A 17,889-nucleotide genomic window follows, 5' to 3' on the forward strand; every position below is an offset into this window, starting at 1 on the left:
TCGTCAGTTATGACGCAAGCCTACCAGCAAGTGTAGCCACCATCCACCAGCACGATGCTGCCGGTCATCAGGCTCGCGGCCTCGGAAGAAAGGAACAGCACGACGGAGGCGATCTCCTCGACCTGCCCCATCCGCGCCATCGGGGTTCCACCAATCCAGGCGTCGTACATTCTGGGATTGCTTTTCACGAAGGCGTTGAGCGGCGTTTCGATATAGGTCGGCGCCACCGCATTAACGCGGATGCCGCGCGCGCCCCATTCGGCGGCCAGCGACTTGGTCAAATGGTGCACGCCGGCCTTGGAGGCGTTGTAGAAACACTGCTCCTGCGGCCTGTTGACGATGAAGCCGGACATCGAGCCGACATTGACGATGGCGCCGCTCTTCGCCTTCAGCATGTGCTTGCCGAATTCGCGGCAGCACCAGAAGGTGCCGTTGAGATTGACATCGATGACGTTGAGCCAATGCTCGTCGGTGACGGTCTCGGCCGGCGTCTCGCTCCGCGCAATGCCGGCGTTGTTGACGAGGATGTCGACCTTGCCGTGGCGGGCGACGAGGTCGCGAGCGACCTCGGCCACGCGCCTGGTGTCGGTGACGTCCATGATCGCGGTCTCGACGTAATAGCCCTTCGCCTTCAGGCCGGCCTTCGCGCTGTCGGCAATCTTGCTGTCGCGATCGCCGATCACGACTTTGGCGCCGGCTTCGGCCAGCGCTTCCGCGCAGGCGAGGCCAATGCCTTGCCCGCCACCGGTGATGAATGCGGTCTTGCCGTTCAGCTTGAATTTTTCCAGGTACATGGTGGTCTTTCCGTTGTCTTGCTGTTTCTTGTCAGCCGCTGAGTGCGTTGCCGCTCGCGCCGAAGCGGTGAATGCGCGTCGGGTCCGGCACCAGCGACACGCGGTCGCCGGCGTGCAGGCTCAATTCGCCGATGTAGCGCGCCGTCAACATCCCGAGCGGACCGGCATCGACATAGAGGAAGGTGTCGCTGCCGAGATGCTCGGCGACCGCGATCGTTCCCTGCCAGCCGCCAGCGCCGTCGCGCTCGATCTTCAGGTGCTCCGGACGGACGCCGATCGTGGTCGCGCCTTGCTGCCTGGCGGGCTCGCCGGCGACGAGGTTCATCTTCGGCGAACCGATGAAGCCGGCGACGAAGAGATTGGCGGGCTTCTCGTAGAGTTCCAGCGGCGAGCCATATTGCTCGATCTTGCCGCCGTTCAGCACCACGATCTTGTCCGCCATGGTCATGGCTTCGACCTGATCGTGGGTGACGTAGACCGCCGTGGTGCCGAGCTGCTTCTGGAGCCGCGTGACTTCTATGCGCATCTGCACACGCAATGCCGCGTCGAGATTGGACAGCGGTTCGTCGAACAGGAACGCCTTGGGCTCGCGGACGATGGCGCGGCCGATCGCGACACGCTGGCGCTGGCCGCCGGACAGTTCGCGCGGCTTGCGGTCGAGATAGGGCGTCAGGTTCAGCGTCGCGGCAGCGGCCTCGACCTTGCGGTTGATCTCGTCCTTGGAACGGCCCGCCATCTTCAGGCCGAAGCCGATATTGCCGCGCACGCTCATATGCGGATAGAGCGCGTAGGACTGGAACACCATCGACAGCCCGCGCTTGGCCGGCGGCGTGTCGACGACGTTCTTGCCGTCGATCAGGATCTTGCCGCCTGAGACGTCTTCAAGCCCGGCGATCAGCCGCAGCAGCGTGGTCTTGCCGCAGCCTGAGGGCCCCACGAACACCACGAAGGAGCCGTCGGCGATGTCGAGATCAGCCCCCTTGATGATGTGCACGGGACCGAAGGATTTCTGCACGTCCTGAAGTGTGATCTGACCCATGATCCGGCAGCCCTTTATTTCACCGCGCCGAAGGTGAGCCCGCGCACGAGCTGCTTCTGGCTGAACCAACCGAGGACGAGAATGGGCGCGATCGCCAGCGTCGACGCCGCCGACAGTTTTGCCCAGAACAACCCTTCCGGGCTCGAATAGGACGCGATGAACGTGGTGAGCGGCGCGGCGTTCGACGTCGACAGATTGAGCGTCCAGAACGCCTCGTTCCAGGCCAGGATCAAGTTGAGCAGCAAGGTCGATGCCAGCCCGGGGATCGCCATCGGCGTCAGGACATAGACGAGCTCGCGGCCGATGGTGGCGCCGTCCATCCGCGCGGCTTCGAGGATGTCGCGCGGGATCTCCTTGAAATAAGTAAACAGCATCCAGATCACGATCGGCAGATTGCCGAGGCACAGAATGAAGACGAGGCCGATGCGGGAATCGAGCAGGCCGAAGCTCTTGTAGATCAGGTAGATCGGCACCAGCACGCCGACCGGCGGCATCATCTTGGTCGAGAGCATCCAGAGCAGGATGTCCTTGGTGCGCTTGGTCGGCGAGAATGCCATCGACCAGGCCGCCGGGATCGCGATCAGCAGCGCAATCAAGGTCGAGCCGCCGGCGATGATGATCGAGTTCATCGCATGGTGCAGATAGTCGCTGCGCTCCTGCACGGTCGCATAGTTTTCCGTGGTCCAATGGAAGAACAGGAAGGACGGCGGAATGGCGAAGGCCTCGAGCTCGGTCTTGAAGCTCGCCAGCACCATCCACAGGATCGGGAAGAAGATCAGCAAGCCGAAGAACCAAGCGCCAATCGTCGATATCACCACCCGCTGCGTCGTCGCCATTCGCGCCATGCTCTCATGCCTCCAGATTGCGGCCGACGATGCGGACGAGGAAGAAGGCCACGATATTGGCGATCACGACTGCCACGAGGCCGCCTGCCGAGGCGCTGCCGACATCGAACTGGATCAGCGCCTGCGAATAGATCAGGAAGGCGATGTTGGTGGTCTGAAGGCCCGGTCCGCCGCCGGTGGTAACGAATATCTCGGCGAACACCGTGAGCAGGAAGATGGTCTCGATCAGGATCACCATCGTGATGGGACGCGCGAGGTGCGGCAAGGTGATGTAGATGAAGGCCGAGACGGCGCTGGCACCGTCCATCTCGGCGGCCTCCTTCTGCTCCTCGTCGAGCGATTGCAGCGCGGTCAGCAGAATGAGCGTCGCGAACGGCAGCCATTGCCAGGCGACGATCAGGATCACCGCAAACAGCGGCACATCGTTGAACCAGTCGATCGGCGTCAGCCCGAACAGTAAGGCGATCCAGGCAAACAGCCCGGAGACCGGGTGCATCAACAGGTTCTTCCAGACCAGCGCGCTCACCGTCGGCATCACGAAGAACGGGGCGATCACCATCAGACGCACGATGTTGCGGCCGATCACGGGCTGGTCCATCAGCAGCGCCAGCGGAATGCCGAGCAGGATCGTCAGCGCCAGCACCGAGCCGACCAGCACCAGCGTGTTCTGGAGCGAGGCGAGGAAGGCGGGATCGGTGAGGAAGTAGCGGAAATTCTCGAGGCCAACGAATGCCTCGGAGCCCGGATCGAGCAGGCTGTAATGCAGGGTCGAGAAATAGATCGTCAGCGCCAGCGGGACGATCATCCAGATGAACAGCAGCCCGACGGCCGGAGTCAGAAGCGAGCGCGCAAGGAACTGCGTCTGCCGGGTTGCCATCCTTGGCTTCTCCGATTGCGGGAAGAAGGCGGCCATCCATCAAAGTGAAAAGTGGATGGCCGCCAGTTTGAGCTCAGGAGGAGAGCTCGGGTTCACTTGATGTAGCCAGCGCGCTTCATCTCGCGCTCGGTCGCGGATTGCGCCGCGGTGAGTGCGGCATCGACCGTCATCGACCCGGCGAGCGCGGCCGAGAACTGCTGGCCCACCTGCGTGCCGATGCCCTGGAATTCGGGGATCGCGGCGTACTGGACGCCGACATAGGGCACCGGCTTCACCGTCGGCTTGTTCGGATCGGCAGCATCAATCGAGGCCAGCGTCAGCTTCGCGAAGGGTGCGACTTTCAGATAGTCCTCGTTCTGGTAGAGCGAGGTCCGCGTGCCCGGCGGCACGTTGGCCCAGCCCTCCTTCGACGCCACGAGTTTTGTGTAGTCCTTGCTGGTCGCCCAGGCGATGAACTTCTCTGCGGCTTCGGCCTTCTTGGAGCCGGCGGGGATCGCCAGGTTCCAGGCCCACAGCCAGTTGGCGTTCTTGCCGAGCCCGGTGTTGGGCGCGAGCGCGAAGCCGACCTTGTCGGCGACCTTGGAGTCTTTGGGGTTGGTGACGAAGGACGCCGCGACCGTAGCATCGATCCACATGGCGCATTTGCCCGCGTTGAACAGCGCCAAATTCTCGTTGAAGCCGTTCGAGCTGGCGCCGGGAGGGCCGGCCTGCTTCATCAGGTCGACATAGGTCGACAGCGTCGCCTTCCATTCCGGCGTGTTGAACTGCGGCTCCCACTTCTCGTCGAACCAGCGTGCGCCGTAGGAATTCGCCATGGCCGAGAGGAACGCCATGTTCTCGCCCCAGCCGGCCTTGCCGCGCAGGCAGATGCCGTAGACGCCTGCGCTCTTGTCGGTGAGCTTCTTGGCAGCGTCGATCACGAAATCCCAGGTCGGCTTTTCCGGCATCTTCAGGCCGGCCTTGTCGAACAGATCGGTGCGGTACATCACCATCGAACTCTCGCCGTAGAACGGCGCGGCAAAGAGCTTGCCGTCGACCGAGACCGCGTCGCGGATCCTCGGCAGGAGGTCAGCGACATCGTAATCGGCGCCGAGATTGGCAAGTGGCACCAGCCAGCCTTTTTTGGCCCAGATCGGTACCTCATAGGTGCCGATGGTCAAAACGTCGAACTGGCCGCCCTTGGTGGCGATGTCGGTGGTGACGCGCTGACGCAGCACGTTTTCCTCCAGCGTCACCCATTTGACCGTGATGTCGGGATTCTTCCTGGTGAACTCGCCCGTCATCCCCTGCATGCGGATCATGTCGCCGTTGTTGACGGTGGCGATCGTCAGGGTGGTTTCGGCCATCGCGGGGACGGCCAGCAGGATAGACGCGCCGCAGACGGCGCCGAGGACGTGTTTCACAGTGACCTCCCTAGGATCGCGCTTTGAGCATATGCCCACGCGTTGGGTGTATGTTCAACTGAGGGTGAGCTGTTGTCAAGCAGACGCGCGGGCGTACCCGCAACTTATGAGTGCTGCGGTGCGGGAGTGACTTGTCGTTTCGTGCACAAATATGGCGGCTTGCTCCACCTCTCCCGCTTGCGGGAGAGGTCGTATCGCATCGAAAGATGCGATACGGGTGAGGGTTTTCTCCTCTTTGGGAGTCTTGCCAGCGGAGAGACCCTCTCCCCAGCCCTCTCCCGCAAGCGGGAGAGGGAGACCAGCGAGGGCGCCGCCCAAGCTCTGCCTCAGCGCTCCAGAATCGCCTGTGCAGTGGCCTCGTCCGTGATCAGGCCGTTGATCAGGTGCCCGTTCAGCGCGGCCGCGATCGCCGGCACCTTGGCCATGCCGACCGCGGCGCCGATCGTCGTGGTCCTGGCCGGCACTTCCGGCGGAATGCTGGTGAGGCGCTTGTTGGTGCCGGCCTTGAGCAGACGGCCCTTGGCATCATAGGCCCAGCCGGTGATCTCGCCGATCGCCCCCTGCCGCATCATCTCGAACAGTTCGTCGCGCGTGACGAAGCCATCGACATGGACCTGCGCCTTCTGATCCATCTGGCCGATGCCGACGAGGCGCAGATCGGCCTTGGCCGCGACCGCCTTCACCTTCGCGATCGGCTCGATGCGCACCATCTTGTTGCGCTCGTCCTCCGACGACATCAGGAACGGCAGCGGCATCGGGTAGTGCCGCGCGCCGGTGCGGTCGGCGAGCCGTCCGACGGTATCGTAGAAGCTCGCCGAACCGTCGGCGGAGATGTTGCCGACCAGCGAGACGATCTGGTGATTGGGCCGGTCGATCGGCGTGACGCGCTCGACCGCGGCGCGCACCGCGCGTCCCGTGCCGAGTGCGACGATGACGGGCGTTTCCGAACGCAGGGTCGAATCCAGCAGATTGGCGCAGCGCTCGGCGATGCCTGCTGTGGCCTGCGGTGCGGCAGGATCGGCCGGCACCACCTCGCAATGGCTGAGGCCGAAGCGCCCCTTCAGGCGCGCCGCCAGTTCCATACAGGCGGCAATGGGATGTTCGAGGCGGAAGGTGATGAGACGCTCGGCCAGACACAGCGAGACCAGCCGCTGCGCCGACGCCCGCGAGACCTGGAGCATCTTTGCGATCTCGTCCTGGGTATGGCCGGCAATGAAATAGAGCCAGCCGGCACGTGCGGCATCGTCGAGCCTGGATTTTTCGTTCTCGGCGGCCATGGCGGCGTTACGCGTCCTTCCAAAAATCGCTCATGTGCGCGAAGACCCGATCGGCCCCGGCGGCGGATAATATAGCGTGGCCATCGTGGGCGCGATAATGGCTGCCGCCGACAAATCCCCAAACCGTCATGCCGGCAGCCTTCGCAGCCAGCACGCCGCTGACGCTGTCCTCGATCACGAGGGTGCGCGCCGGATCAGCCTCCATCTTCTCGGCCGCGTAAAGAAAAAGGTCAGGCGCCGGCTTGCCGTGCCTGACCATTTGCGAGGTGTAGAGCCGGCTATCGAAATGCGATGCGAGGTCGGTCACCTCGAGCGACAATGAGACGCGATCGATATCGCTCGACGATGCCACGCAGAACGGCGTGTTAAGCCCGGACAAAACTGCCCCAACGCCATGGATCGGCTGAAGCGATGTTGCGAACGTCTTCAGCACCCGCGCCTTCAGCTGCGGTAGGAATTCGTCAGGCAGGATATCGCCGCGCTCTCGATAGTATTGTCCGATCGCAGCCGTGCTGCGTCCGAGAAAATGCTCGAGTGCCTGCTCCACACTGAGTTCGAGCCCGGACTCAGCCAGCACCTCCGACAGGCACCGGCAGCTCAACAACTCGCTGTCGACGAGCACGCCGTCGCAATCGAAGATGATGAGGTCGAGCGTGCCGGGATCCATCGGCGCATTTGATCATATACTCAATGGCTGAGCAATAGCTCAGCGGGTCGCAACGCGCTCGACAGTAGCCCGCATGGAGCGCAGCGTAATGCGGGGCAGCGGTCCCGGATTACGCTTCGCTCCATCCGGGCTACGCCCCCTCACCGCCGCTGATTATACACGTCGATGCAGACCGCCCCGAGCAGCACCAAGCCCTTGATGACCTGCTGGTAGTCGATGCCGATGCCGAGGATGGACATGCCGTTGTTCATCACGCCCATGATCATGGCGCCGACCACGGCCCCGCCGACGCGCCCTACTCCGCCATAGGCTGACGCGCCGCCGATGAAACAGGCGGCGATGACGTCGAGCTCGAAGCCGAGGCCCGCTTTCGGCGTCGCGGTGTTGAGGCGCGCGGCAAAGACGAGGCCGGCTAACGCGGCGAGCACGCCCATGTTGACGAAGGTGAGGAAGGTCAGCCGTTCGGTCTTGATGCCCGACAGTTTTGCTGCTTTCGCATTGCCGCCGACCGCATAGATCTGCCGGCCGATCACGGTGCGACGCGTCACGAAGCCGTAAAGCGCGATCAAGGCGCTCATGATCACCAGCACGTTCGGCAGGCCGCGATAGGTCGCGATCAGATAGGTGAAATAGAGCACCGCGCAGGCCAGCACGATGCTCTTGCCGAGGAAGAACGCGTAGGGTTCGACCTCGATGCCATGCGACTGCTCGCGCGTACGGCTTTTGGCGCTGGCATAGACCAGGCCCAGAGCCAGCACCGCACCGATCAGCATCGAGGTCGGATGCAGCGTGCCGGCTTCAGGAAGGAGCTCTGGAATGAAGCCCGACGACAATTTCTGGAAGGTCGGCGGGAACGGGCCGAGCGATTGGCCCTGCAACACCGCGAGCGCAAGGCCCTTGAACACCAGCATGCCGGCCAGCGTCACGATGAAGGACGGGATCTTGAAATAGGCAACCCAATAGCCCTGGGCCGCGCCGATGGCAGCGCCGACCACGAGGCAGGCGATGAAGGCAAGCGTGTAGTCAACCTTGTAGGTCACCATGAGCAAGGCAGCTACGGCGCCGACGAAGCCCGCGACCGAACCGACCGAAAGATCGATATGACCGGTGACGATGACGAGCAGCATGCCCAGTGCCATGATGACGATGTAGCTGTTCTGGAGCACCAGATTGGTGAGGTTGAGCGGCTGGAGCAGCGTGCCGCCAGTCATGACCTGGAAGAACAGCATGATCGCGATCAGCGACATCAGCATGCCGTAATTGCGCAAATTGTTCTTGATGAAGCTGCCGTGCCGGCGCTCCTCGGGCAGCGAAACCGTCTTGTCGGTCATGGCTGCGATCCCCCCATCTCCGCACCCGCAAGGGCGCTGCTTCCATAGTCTCTGTCGTTGCGCATGATAGCGCGCATGATCTTCTCCTGCGTTGCCTCCGCCGCCTTGAACTCCCCGACGAAGGCGCCCTCGTTCATGACACAGATGCGGTCGCAGATGCCGAGCAGCTCGGGCATCTCCGAGGAGATCACGACGACGCCCCGGCCGGCTTCCGCGAGCTCGTTGATGATACAGTAAATCTCGTATTTGGCACCGACGTCGATACCCCGCGTCGGCTCGTCGAGAATCAGCACTCTGGGATCGGTCATCAGCCATTTCGATAGCACCACCTTCTGCTGGTTGCCGCCGGAGAGCTGGCCCGTCTCCTGGTAGACGTCGGAGCAACGGATGCGCATGCGGCTCCTGTAGTCGCTGGCGATCTTCAGTTCGGCGATATCGTCGATCACCCGCCCCGGTGCGACCTGGTCGAGGCTCGCGAGCGTGATGTTCTTGCGGACGTCGTCGGCCAGGATCAGTCCGAGCTGCTTGCGGTCCTCGGTGACATAGGCAAGACCGGCGTCGATCGCGACTGCGACACTCGGCAGCCCGATCTCCCTGCCCTCTAGCCGGATCCGGCCGCTGATATTGGTGCCCCACGAACGGCCGAACAGGCTCATGGCGAACTCGGTGCGGCCAGCGCCCATCAGCCCGGCAATGCCGACGACCTCGCCGCGCTTCACGCCGAAATTGACGTTCTTGATCACCTGCCGATCGGGATGAATTGGATGGTAGACTGACCAATTCGCGACCTCGAGGACGGGCTCGCCGATCTCTGCGCTGCGCTCGGGAAAGCGATGGGCGAGATCGCGATTGACCATGCTGCGGATGATGCGGTCTTCCTCGATCGGCTCGGCATGGCAATCGATGCTGTCGACGGTACGGCCGTCGCGCAGCACGGTGATGTGGTCGGCGACGCGGGCGACCTCGTTCAGCTTGTGCGAAATCAGGATCGAGCCGATGCCCTGCTCGCGGAAGGCCATGAGACGTTCGAGCAGCGCAGCACTGTCGGCTTCGTTGAGGCTCGCGGTCGGCTCGTCCAGGATCAGCATTCTCACCCGCTTGGACAGCGCCTTCGCGATCTCGACGAGTTGCTGCTTGCCGACGCCGAGATCGGTGATCAGCGTATCCGGCGATTCCTTCAGGCCGACCTGCGCCAGAAGATCCCGCGTACGGCGGTATACCTCGTCGCGGTCGATGACACCGAGCTTGGATGGCGGATGCGACAGAAAAATGTTTTCCGCGATCGACATCAGCGGGATCAGCGCCAGCTCCTGGTGGATGATGATGATGCCGAGCGCCTCGGAATCGTTGATGTCGCGGAAACGGCGCTCCTCACCATCAAAGATAATGGTGCCTTCATAGCTGCCGTGTGGATAGACACCGCTCAAGACTTTCATCAGCGTGGATTTGCCGGCGCCGTTCTCGCCCACGAGCGCGTGGATCTGCCCGGCGTGAACCGAGAAGTTGACGTCGCGCAGTGCCTGCACACCGGCGAAGCTCTTGCTGACGTTGCGCATCTCCAGCATTGCGGTCATCGGATCATGCTCCCGGACTTTTCCACGTCGTCATGGCCGGGCTTGTCCCGGCCATCCACGCGCCACCGCTTGCGAGAAGGGACGTGGATGCCCCGGACAAGCCCGGGCATGACGAGTATGTGGACCTACGTTTCGTCCCCCATAGAGAGCTCCCTCTCCCCGCAAGAGCGGGGCGAGGGACAAGAGAGAGTCTTATTGAAACTGCGACTTCTTGTAGTAGCCGCTGTCAACCAGGACCTTCTCCCAATTGTCCTTGTAGACCACGACCGGCTTGAGCAGATAGGACGGTACCGTCTTGACGCCGTTCTCGTAGGTCTTGGTGTCGTTGACCGTGACCTGCTTGCCGGCGAGCGCGGCGTCGACCATGTCGGCGGTCACCTTGGCGAGATCGCGGGTGTCCTTGAAGATGGTCGAGTACTGATCGCCGCGGAGCATCGCCTTGATCGAGGGCACCTCGGCATCCTGGCCCGAGATAACAGGCATCGACTGGTCGGCGCTGCCGTAGCCGACGCCCTTCAGCGAGGAGATGATGCCGATCGAGATGCCGTCATAAGGCGACAGCACGGCATTGATCTTCTTGTTGCCGTAATAGGCGCTGAGCAGATTGTCCATGCGGGACTGCGCGGTGGCGCCGTCCCAGCGCAGCGTCGCGACCTTGTCCATGCCCATCTGGCCGGAGACGACGACGAGCTTGCCACTATCAATGTACGGCTTCAGCACGCTCATCGCGCCATTATAGAAGAAGTAGGCGTTGTTGTCGTCGGGTGAGCCGCCGAACAGCTCGATGTTGAAGGGTCCTTTGCCATCCTTCAGCCCGAGCCCCTGCTCGATCGACTGCGCCTGGAGCACACCGACCTGGAAATTATCGAAGGTCGCGTAGTAGTCGACGTTCGGCGTGCCGCGGATCAGGCGGTCATAGGCGATGATGGTGATGCCCTTGGCCTTGGCCTGCTTGAGCACGTCGGACAGCGTGGTGCCGTCGATCGCGGCGATCACCAGCGCTTTCGCACCCTTGGTCACCATGTTCTCGACCTGCGAGAGCTGGTTCGGGATGTCGTCCTCGGCATATTGCAGGTCGGTGTTGTAGCCGCGCTCCTTCAGCACCTTGACCATATTGTTGCCGTCGTCGATCCAGCGCGCCGACGATTTGGTCGGCATGGCGATGCCAACCGTCGCCTTGTCCTGGGCGAAGGCGGTGACGCCTGCGGCCATCGTCGCAGCGCCGGTCAACGCCAGCGCGAGGAATGTCGTCTTCAGTTTCAGCATGCTTCACTCCCTTGGGTGTCAGACTGTTTCTTCGTTTGGTCGAGAACGCTGGTCGTGTGCGGCTTCGAGCCTCCTATGCGAGCTTGACCTCAGGCTCCGCGCGGCCACGCGCAGATGCCTGCAATAGGAAAGTGCAGCCGGCTTGCGGATCGGCGAGGCGCGCTGCCGCGTCCATATCCTGCCAGGCCGACGTGACGAGGAGGTGCGACAGATCAGGGCCGACAAAGGCCGGGCAGCTGGACTGCTTGGCCGGCACACGCAGCGAGCGCAGACGCTCGCCTTGCGGAGAGTAGACATCAATACGGCCCGCACCCCAGCACGCGTTCCAGATCTGCCCGTCGGCGTCGCACACTGAGCCGTCGAGGCCCCCGACGCCGGTGTGGCGCAACAGAACTTCCGGCTCGCCTCGCGGCAGGCCGGTTGCCGGATTGAGCGGCACCGCGTAGAGCACGGCGCGCGCGGTATCGGCGAAATAGCCGGTGGCGCCGTCAGGCGAGAAACAGATCGAATTGGGAATGCTGATACGGGGGAACAGCGTCGAGATCTTGCCGCGATGGAACGCGTAGATCGCGCCTGCGCCTGCTTCCGCCTTGCGGCCCATGGTGCCGATCCAGAACGTGCCGGACTGATGCACGCGCGCATCGTTGGACCGGGTGACGGGATTGTCGGCTTCGAGCGGGCAGAGCAGCGTCATCGCGCCGTCGGCGAGCGTGCGGATATAGAGACCGTCCTCGGCGACGATCAGCTGGCGTTCAGCATCGATGCGCCCGAGCGCGCTCGCCATCCGGCCGAGCGCATGGATGCGGATGCTGCCGCTTCCAAGATGCGCCTCGAACAGCCGCCCCTCGCGAATGTCGAACCACCAGGCGGTGTCGGTGGTCAAATCATAGGTCGGCCCCTCGCCGAGATGGCAAGGATCGTCCGAGAGGACGGACGTCGGCACCTGTTCCATCATGGCGTCCTCACCGCAAAGCGATAGACCGTGTGATGGCGATAGACCTCGCCGGGCGCAAGGCGCGGGCTCGGGAAGTCCGGCCGGTTCGGCGCATTGGGCCATATATGCGGCTCCAGGCATATGGCGTCCGACTGGCGATAGAGCTTGCCGCCCTTCCCCGAAATCGTTCCGTCGAGATAGTTGCCGGAATAGACCTGGAGGCCGGGCTGATCGGTGAACAACTCCATGATGCGTCCCGAGCGCGGCGCCTCCAACCGTGCGGCAAGACCAAGCTTGCCGTCACGCGCGAGGCAATAAGTGTGATCATAGCCCTTGCCGTTGCGCAATTGCTGGTCGCTCTCGCGGATGCGATCGCCCACGGGCCGCGGCTCGCGGAAGTCGAAGGGCGTACCGGCCACCGCGCGCGGCGGCTCCGGCAGCGGAATCGCGGTCGGATCGATGGCAAGAAAATGTTCGGCCGCGACCGTCAATTTGTGATCCAGAATCGGTGTACCTGACGTCGCGCCTTCCAGATTGAAGAAGCTGTGGTTGGTCAGGTTGACGACGGTCGGCCGGTCGGTCCGCGCCTCTATCGTCAACGACAGCTCGGTCGGGCCGGTGACGCGATAGGTCAGGCGCACGTCGAGCCGGCCGGGATAATTTTCTTCGCCATGCGGACTCGAATAGGTGAGCGTGACGCCCGGCTCCGCACCGTCGTCAATGCCGGCGATCTCCCAGAGCTTGCGGTCGAAGCCGTCGAGACCGCCATGCAGCGCATTCGGACCATTGTTGACGGGAAGCTGCACCGCCTCGCCGTCTAGCGAAAATTGTCCGTTGGCGATGCGGTTGGCGTAGCGGCCGACGGTCGCGCCCAAAAACTTCCGTTCGGCGAGATAGCCGGCAAACGCATCATGGCCGAGCACGACGTCGTCGTAACCACCTTTGGCGTCCGGCGCGATGAGCGCCTGGATCACTGCGCCATGGGTGATGATGCGGGCTTCGAACCCGCCCTCCCCGCGCAACACGATACGCTCGACGTTGCGGCCATCCGGCAGCGTTCCGAAGACGTCTTTTTCCATTGTCTTTGAGCCAGCCATGTCTAATCCCCAAATGGTTCGACGATCATGCGCTTGCCGAGCAGGAAAGCATCGGCAACGAGACGAAGCGGCGCCAGATCAACATCGCGCGCGCCTGTCGCGGTGAGCTTGACGAAGCGCCTGTACAGCTCGCGATATTCCTGATCGGGCGCCTCGGCAACCGCCTTGCCGTCGATCGCCATTCGCCGGCCGCCGCCGGACAACGTCATTTGGCCCTGGTCGGTTTCGACCAGGATATCCCAACTCTGCGGTCCGGTCTGGCGGAAATCGAACTCGGCGGTAACAGGCAGGCCGCCAATGTCGGTCAGCGTCAGGTTCGCGGCGATCGGCGCTTGGCAATTGGCTGGAAAGGCCAGCTCGGCCGCGGTGACAAACACCGGCTTGGGCAGAATACGAGTCAGAATCGAGAGCGCGTTGATGCCGGGATCGAACACGCCAAGCCCGCCCGGCTCCCAGATCCAGCCCTGCCCGGGATGCCAGACACGAACGTCTTCCTTCCAGTTGATGTGCACGGATCTGATCCGCCGCGTGGCAAGCCACTCGCGCGCCGGCTCGACCGCCGGTGCGTAGCGCGAATGCCAGGTCGCAAACAGCGTCCGCTTCGCCTTCGCCGCCATTGCGATCAGCGGATCGAGCTCGGCAACGCCGGTGCCGGGCGGCTTCTCCAGCATCACGTGCTTGCCGGCGGCGAGCGCCGCGGCAGCCTGGGCACGCCGTACCTGCGGCGGCGTGCAGAGCGACACCGCATCAACGTGCGGCCCTTTCTCCAGCAAGTCTTCGATGGTGACGAAATGCGGCACTCCCGGCAGCGAGGCATTGCGGCTGGCGACGGCTGCGAGCGTCGCGCCCGAGACCGCCGCGATCGCGCCGACATGCTGGTCGCGCGCGATCTTGCCGAGTCCGACGATGGCGATGCGAAGTTCAGTCACGACCTCTCTCCAGATTCTGCGGATGGCACCGCCTCGGCCGGCGCGGTTACGATCACCGTGCCCTCGTGGCGGCGCATACCATTGTGAATGACATAAACCATCGCCTCCGAGGCGGTCTGGGCATCGCCGGCTGTGATGGCATCGACGATCTTCTGGTGCCAGAGCAGCACGGTGTCGCGGTCGTCCGGCTCAACCGGTGCGCTGAGCAGGAAGGAGGCGCGCAGGGCAGCCTCGATGACGTGGCCGATCGAGCGCATGAACAGATTGCCCGACGCGCGCGCCACAGCGACGTGAAGCGCGAGGTCGGCATCGGCAAACCCCACCGAGTCTGAGGCTTCAAGCCGCATGCGCTCCATGCTGCGACGGAGTTCGGTAATATCCTCCTCCGACCGCTGCGCAGCCGCCAGCATCGCCGCGCGCGGCTCGACGGCGAGACGGATCTCGGCGAGGTCGTTGAGGAAGCGCTTGTCGATGCCGGCGTCCAGATGCCAGGCCAGCACGTCGGCATCGAACATGTTCCAGGCGGCGCGCTCGCGCACGACGGTGCCGACCCGCGCCTTGGTCGTGAGCAGGCCCTTGGCGACCAGGGTCTTCACGCTCTCCCGCAGCACCGGCCGCGACACGCCGAACATCGCGATCATCTCGGCATCGCCCGGCAGGCGCGTTCCCTCCGCGTAGCGGCCCGCGATGATGTCGACGCCGATCGAGCGGGCCACCTCCGCATGGTTGGAGTGAGCCCGCCGCGTCGGGATGACGACGATGCGCGATGTCATGAGGCCGCTCCCGCGCTGTTCGTCACCGGCCGGCGCGCGAGCGCGACCAGCCCCTGCTGCAAGGCAATGAAGGCAGCGCGAGCAGCAACGCGGCCGTGGCACAGGCCGCAAACAAGGCTTTAGGGGTCATCAAGCGTCTCTCCCAAGTGTTTATCTCGGGCGCGATTGGTAGCATGGCACCCGACGACTGCCCTTTGCGGGCGCCGGGAGAGACTATTTCATGGAAGACGGGTTCCGACTAGTAATATTATCTGACTATTTGGGCGGGAGGCGCGCGCCGGGAGGGGCGGCCTAACGACACATCCAACGCGATTTTGTTCCACCAATGCAACGGGGAGATGAAAGAAATAATGCGCCAGCAGCGCCGGTGAGAGTGGGACTCGCAACCTCCTCCTCGTCATTGCGAGCGCAGCGAAAGCAATCCAGAGTCCCTCTGCGGAAAGATTCTGGATTGCTTCGTTACGCTCGCAATGACGGTGTCGATAGAACTCGGCCTATGTCGACCAAATCGACTCGCGGTGACTTCCCCTCACCCGAATTGCGCTTTGCGCAAATTCGAGCTCGCCCCGCAAGCAGGGCGAGGTGAAGAAAGCCAGCCCTAGATCAGCTTCCGCTGCGCGAGGTTCTTCATCAGCGCGCCGATGCCGAAGGTCCAGGGCTCGCACTCGTCGCTGGTCCGCATGCGGTTCACCAGCTTGCCGAGTTGCGGCGCTGCGATCGTGACGATGTCGTCACGCTTGTGAGTGAAGCCCTGCCCCGGCGCATCGCGATCCTTGACCGGCGCGAACATCGTGCCGAGGAACAGCACGAAGCCATCGGGATATTGATGCACGGGTCCGATGGTCTGTTCGACCAGATCGGTCGGATCGCGGCTGATCTTGCTGATCGAGGAATGACCGTCGAGGACAAAGCCGTCCTGCCCCTTCACGTTCAGGCTGATGTCGAGCTTGCGCGCGTCGTCGAGCGAGAAGCTGTCGTCGAACAGGCGCAGCAGCGGGCCGATCGCACAGGAGGCGTTGTTGTCCTTGGCCTTCGACAGCAGCAGTGCCGAGCGTCCTTCGAAGTCGCGCAAGTTCACGTCGTTGCCGAGCGCGCCGCCGACGATCTTGCCGCGGCTGGAGACGAACAGCACCAGTTCGGGCTCCGGATTGTTCCAGGTCGATTTCGGATGCAGCCCGGCATCCATGCCGGTGCCGACCGAGGACAAGGTCGGCGCCTTGGTGAAGACCTCGGCATCCGGGCCGATGCCGACTTCGAGATACTGGCTCCAGGCGTTCTGGTCGATCAGCACCTGCTTCAAGTGCATCGCCTGGTCTGAGCCCGGCTTGAGCTTCGACAGATCGTCGCCGATCAGCCGCGTCACTTCTTTCCGGATCGCTTCGGCCGAGGCCGGATTGCCTTTCGCCCGCTCCTCGATCACGCGCTCCAGCATCGAGATGGCGAAAGTGACGCCGGCCGCCTTCAGCGTCTGGAGATCGACCGGCGCGAGCAGCCATGGTTTTTGGCGGTCGCGCTGATCAGGCGCCGTGTTGGCCACGATGGCCTCGATATCGCCGATACGTTCGCCCTTGGCCGCGGCAAGCGCCTTGGCCGGATTGTCTTCCTCGCAGAGCGTGCTGACGGTCGGGAATTTCGCGGTGACGTCGAAGACGCCTTCAGCCCGCACGGCGACCACAGCCGGCCCGTTCGCCTGCGGCAGCCAGACGCGGCCCGCCAATGTTCCCCGCATTCCGTCCTCAGGGAGAAGATCCTTGGCTGTCAGTGTCGTCATGGCTGCGTCCTCGCTGTTTCTTGGCCAAGACCAATAAACGCCTGGCTCTGGAAGTCCAGAGCAGCAGCCTGTCTCGCAGCTATGCCCCTGCCCGGGCCTTTCGGGCCGCGATCTGCTGGAGCGCCCACCGCGCGTTCTTGCGCACGTCGGGATCGGAATCGTCGGCGATGACGGCCAGGAACGCCTCGCCGTCGGGATGCGCGATCTCGCCAAGCGCGGCGGCCGCCTCCTTCCGCAAATTGGCCTGGTCGTGGTTGATGCAATTGCCGATCGGCCGCACCGCGCGCTCGACCTTCATCTTGCCGAGGCTGCGGATCGCCTTCAGCCGCACCTGCCAGAACTCGTCGGCAAGGCACGCGACCAGTTGATCGGCGGCAATCGCGCCATTGACGTTAAGCCCCAGCGTCTCCGCCGCCATCTCGCGGACCATCCAGTCGGTGTCCTTCAGCGCCCGGGTGATCGTTTCCGCCGCGGGCTTTAACTGCGAGAAGGCCAATGCACTCACGGCGGCACGGCGCACATGCGCGTCGGGATCGTTGATCAACGCGGTCAGCGCTGGAATGGATTCTTCCAGCTTCAGGAAGCCGATGACGCCGATCGCCTGCACACGCACGGCGGCGTCGGAGTCCTGGAGCGCTTCAAGCGCCGGCTTCAGCGTGTCCTTGCAGCGCAGTTCCTTCAGCGCACGCAGTGCGCCCATGCGGACGAAGGCGTGGGCATGCTTGACCAGCGGCAGGATGATGTCGGCGCAGGCGGGATCCTTGAACTCGGCCATGCCGTCGGCAGCTGCCGATGCCACGATCCTTTCGGGGTCGACCAGCAGCTTCACCAGCGCGCTCGCGGCTTCCGGCCCGTCGAATTCGCCGAGCGCCATTGCGACCTGCTGGCGCACGCCCGCGTCGGGATCGGCGACCAAGTTCGCGAGATGGCCCACGGCCGCGGGATCGCCGGAGTGGCCGAGCGCGATGATGGCGACGCGGCGCTCGGCGGGATCGGCGGCCTGCAACCGCTCGTCGGCGTCGTCGAGATCGTCGTAGGATTCGAACGGGCTCGACATGACTACCTCAGGAGATAGGGAATGTTGACGGTGACGGCGCCGGTCGGGCAATCGGCCTCGCACGGCATGCAGTACCAGCACTCGTCATAGGCCATGTAGGCTTTGCCGGTCATGTCGCTGATGCGCAGCACGTCGAGCGGGCAGACATCGACGCACACCGTGCACCCCTTGTCGGCGATACATTTGGCGTCGTCGACGACCACCGGAACCGATGTCTGATAGGAAGCGAGAGGCATCGTTGGTCTCCTGTTGCTT

17 protein-coding genes are annotated in these 17,889 nt (G+C 63.6%); all 17 read right to left on the reverse strand.

What is annotated here, in order from left to right:
- Positions 1-20 precede the first annotated feature (20 nt).
- The 17 genes from IVA80_RS02185 to IVA80_RS02265 all read right to left on the reverse strand — a co-directional run bounded on the left by IVA80_RS02185 (position 21) and on the right by IVA80_RS02265 (position 17,870).
- Entirely contained in the window at positions 21-794 is a 774-nt protein-coding gene (locus IVA80_RS02185; RefSeq protein ID WP_247425208.1) for an SDR family oxidoreductase, read from the reverse strand.
- A gap of 31 nt (positions 795-825) precedes the next feature.
- Positions 826-1,833, reverse strand: coding sequence for an ABC transporter ATP-binding protein (locus tag IVA80_RS02190; RefSeq protein WP_247425211.1), 1,008 nt, complete (start codon positions 1,831-1,833; stop codon positions 826-828).
- Between the two features lie 14 nt (positions 1,834-1,847).
- Positions 1,848-2,678: a carbohydrate ABC transporter permease gene (locus IVA80_RS02195; RefSeq protein WP_247425213.1), complete on the reverse strand. Its 831-nt coding sequence runs from the start codon at positions 2,676-2,678 to the stop codon at positions 1,848-1,850.
- Positions 2,679-2,682: 4 nt separating this feature from the next.
- Positions 2,683-3,555 carry a sugar ABC transporter permease gene (locus IVA80_RS02200; protein ID WP_247425215.1) on the reverse strand — a complete coding sequence of 291 codons (873 nt, stop codon included), beginning with the start codon at positions 3,553-3,555 and terminating at the stop codon, positions 2,683-2,685.
- A 92-nt stretch (positions 3,556-3,647) separates the two neighbouring features.
- Complete coding sequence (locus tag IVA80_RS02205) at positions 3,648-4,958, reverse strand: sugar ABC transporter substrate-binding protein (protein WP_247425217.1); 1,311 nt, start codon at positions 4,956-4,958, stop codon at positions 3,648-3,650.
- Between the two features lie 326 nt (positions 4,959-5,284).
- Positions 5,285-6,235 carry a sugar-binding domain-containing protein gene (locus IVA80_RS02210; protein ID WP_247425219.1) on the reverse strand — a complete coding sequence of 317 codons (951 nt, stop codon included), beginning with the start codon at positions 6,233-6,235 and terminating at the stop codon, positions 5,285-5,287.
- A 7-nt stretch (positions 6,236-6,242) separates the two neighbouring features.
- Positions 6,243-6,902 (reverse strand): HAD family hydrolase, encoded by a 660-nt coding sequence (locus IVA80_RS02215; protein ID WP_247425222.1) that lies wholly within the window; start codon positions 6,900-6,902, stop codon positions 6,243-6,245.
- A 140-nt stretch (positions 6,903-7,042) separates the two neighbouring features.
- Positions 7,043-8,233 carry a multiple monosaccharide ABC transporter permease gene (gene mmsB / locus IVA80_RS02220; RefSeq protein ID WP_247425224.1) on the reverse strand — a complete coding sequence of 397 codons (1,191 nt, stop codon included), beginning with the start codon at positions 8,231-8,233 and terminating at the stop codon, positions 7,043-7,045.
- On the reverse strand, positions 8,230-9,807 hold the full coding sequence (mmsA, locus tag IVA80_RS02225) for a multiple monosaccharide ABC transporter ATP-binding protein (RefSeq protein ID WP_247425226.1): 1,578 nt from the start codon (positions 9,805-9,807) through the stop codon (positions 8,230-8,232). The genes mmsB and mmsA overlap by 4 nt, the downstream gene beginning before the upstream one ends.
- A gap of 192 nt (positions 9,808-9,999) precedes the next feature.
- Positions 10,000-11,073, reverse strand: coding sequence for a multiple monosaccharide ABC transporter substrate-binding protein (chvE, locus tag IVA80_RS02230; RefSeq protein ID WP_247425227.1), 1,074 nt, complete (start codon positions 11,071-11,073; stop codon positions 10,000-10,002).
- Between the two features lie 73 nt (positions 11,074-11,146).
- Complete coding sequence (locus IVA80_RS02235; RefSeq protein ID WP_247425479.1) at positions 11,147-12,025, reverse strand: SMP-30/gluconolactonase/LRE family protein; 879 nt, start codon at positions 12,023-12,025, stop codon at positions 11,147-11,149.
- The gene (locus IVA80_RS02240) at positions 12,025-13,104 is read right to left on the reverse strand and encodes an aldose epimerase family protein (RefSeq protein ID WP_247425229.1); all 1,080 of its coding nucleotides are present in this window, start codon (positions 13,102-13,104) and stop codon (positions 12,025-12,027) included. Before IVA80_RS02240 ends, IVA80_RS02235 begins: the two co-directional genes overlap by 1 nt.
- Before the next feature lie 2 nt (positions 13,105-13,106).
- Positions 13,107-14,033, reverse strand: a complete 927-nt coding sequence (locus IVA80_RS02245; RefSeq protein ID WP_247425231.1) for a Gfo/Idh/MocA family oxidoreductase — start codon at positions 14,031-14,033, stop codon at positions 13,107-13,109.
- Positions 14,030-14,806 carry a FadR/GntR family transcriptional regulator gene (locus IVA80_RS02250; protein ID WP_247425240.1) on the reverse strand — a complete coding sequence of 259 codons (777 nt, stop codon included), beginning with the start codon at positions 14,804-14,806 and terminating at the stop codon, positions 14,030-14,032. Before IVA80_RS02250 ends, IVA80_RS02245 begins: the two co-directional genes overlap by 4 nt.
- A 598-nt stretch (positions 14,807-15,404) precedes the next feature.
- Positions 15,405-16,577, reverse strand: coding sequence for a fumarylacetoacetate hydrolase family protein (locus IVA80_RS02255; RefSeq protein ID WP_247425242.1), 1,173 nt, complete (start codon positions 16,575-16,577; stop codon positions 15,405-15,407).
- Between the two features lie 79 nt (positions 16,578-16,656).
- A complete protein-coding gene (locus IVA80_RS02260; protein ID WP_247425243.1) occupies positions 16,657-17,634 on the reverse strand; it encodes a HEAT repeat domain-containing protein in 978 nt (325 codons plus the stop codon).
- Positions 17,635-17,636: 2 nt separating this feature from the next.
- Complete coding sequence (locus tag IVA80_RS02265) at positions 17,637-17,870, reverse strand: ferredoxin family protein (RefSeq protein ID WP_008141081.1); 234 nt, start codon at positions 17,868-17,870, stop codon at positions 17,637-17,639.
- Between the last annotated feature and the right edge of the window lie 19 nt (positions 17,871-17,889).

Origin of the sequence: Bradyrhizobium sp. 139 (assembly GCF_023074175.1) — a bacterium.
In the GTDB taxonomy this organism is placed as follows: Bacteria; Pseudomonadota; Alphaproteobacteria; order Rhizobiales; family Xanthobacteraceae; genus Bradyrhizobium.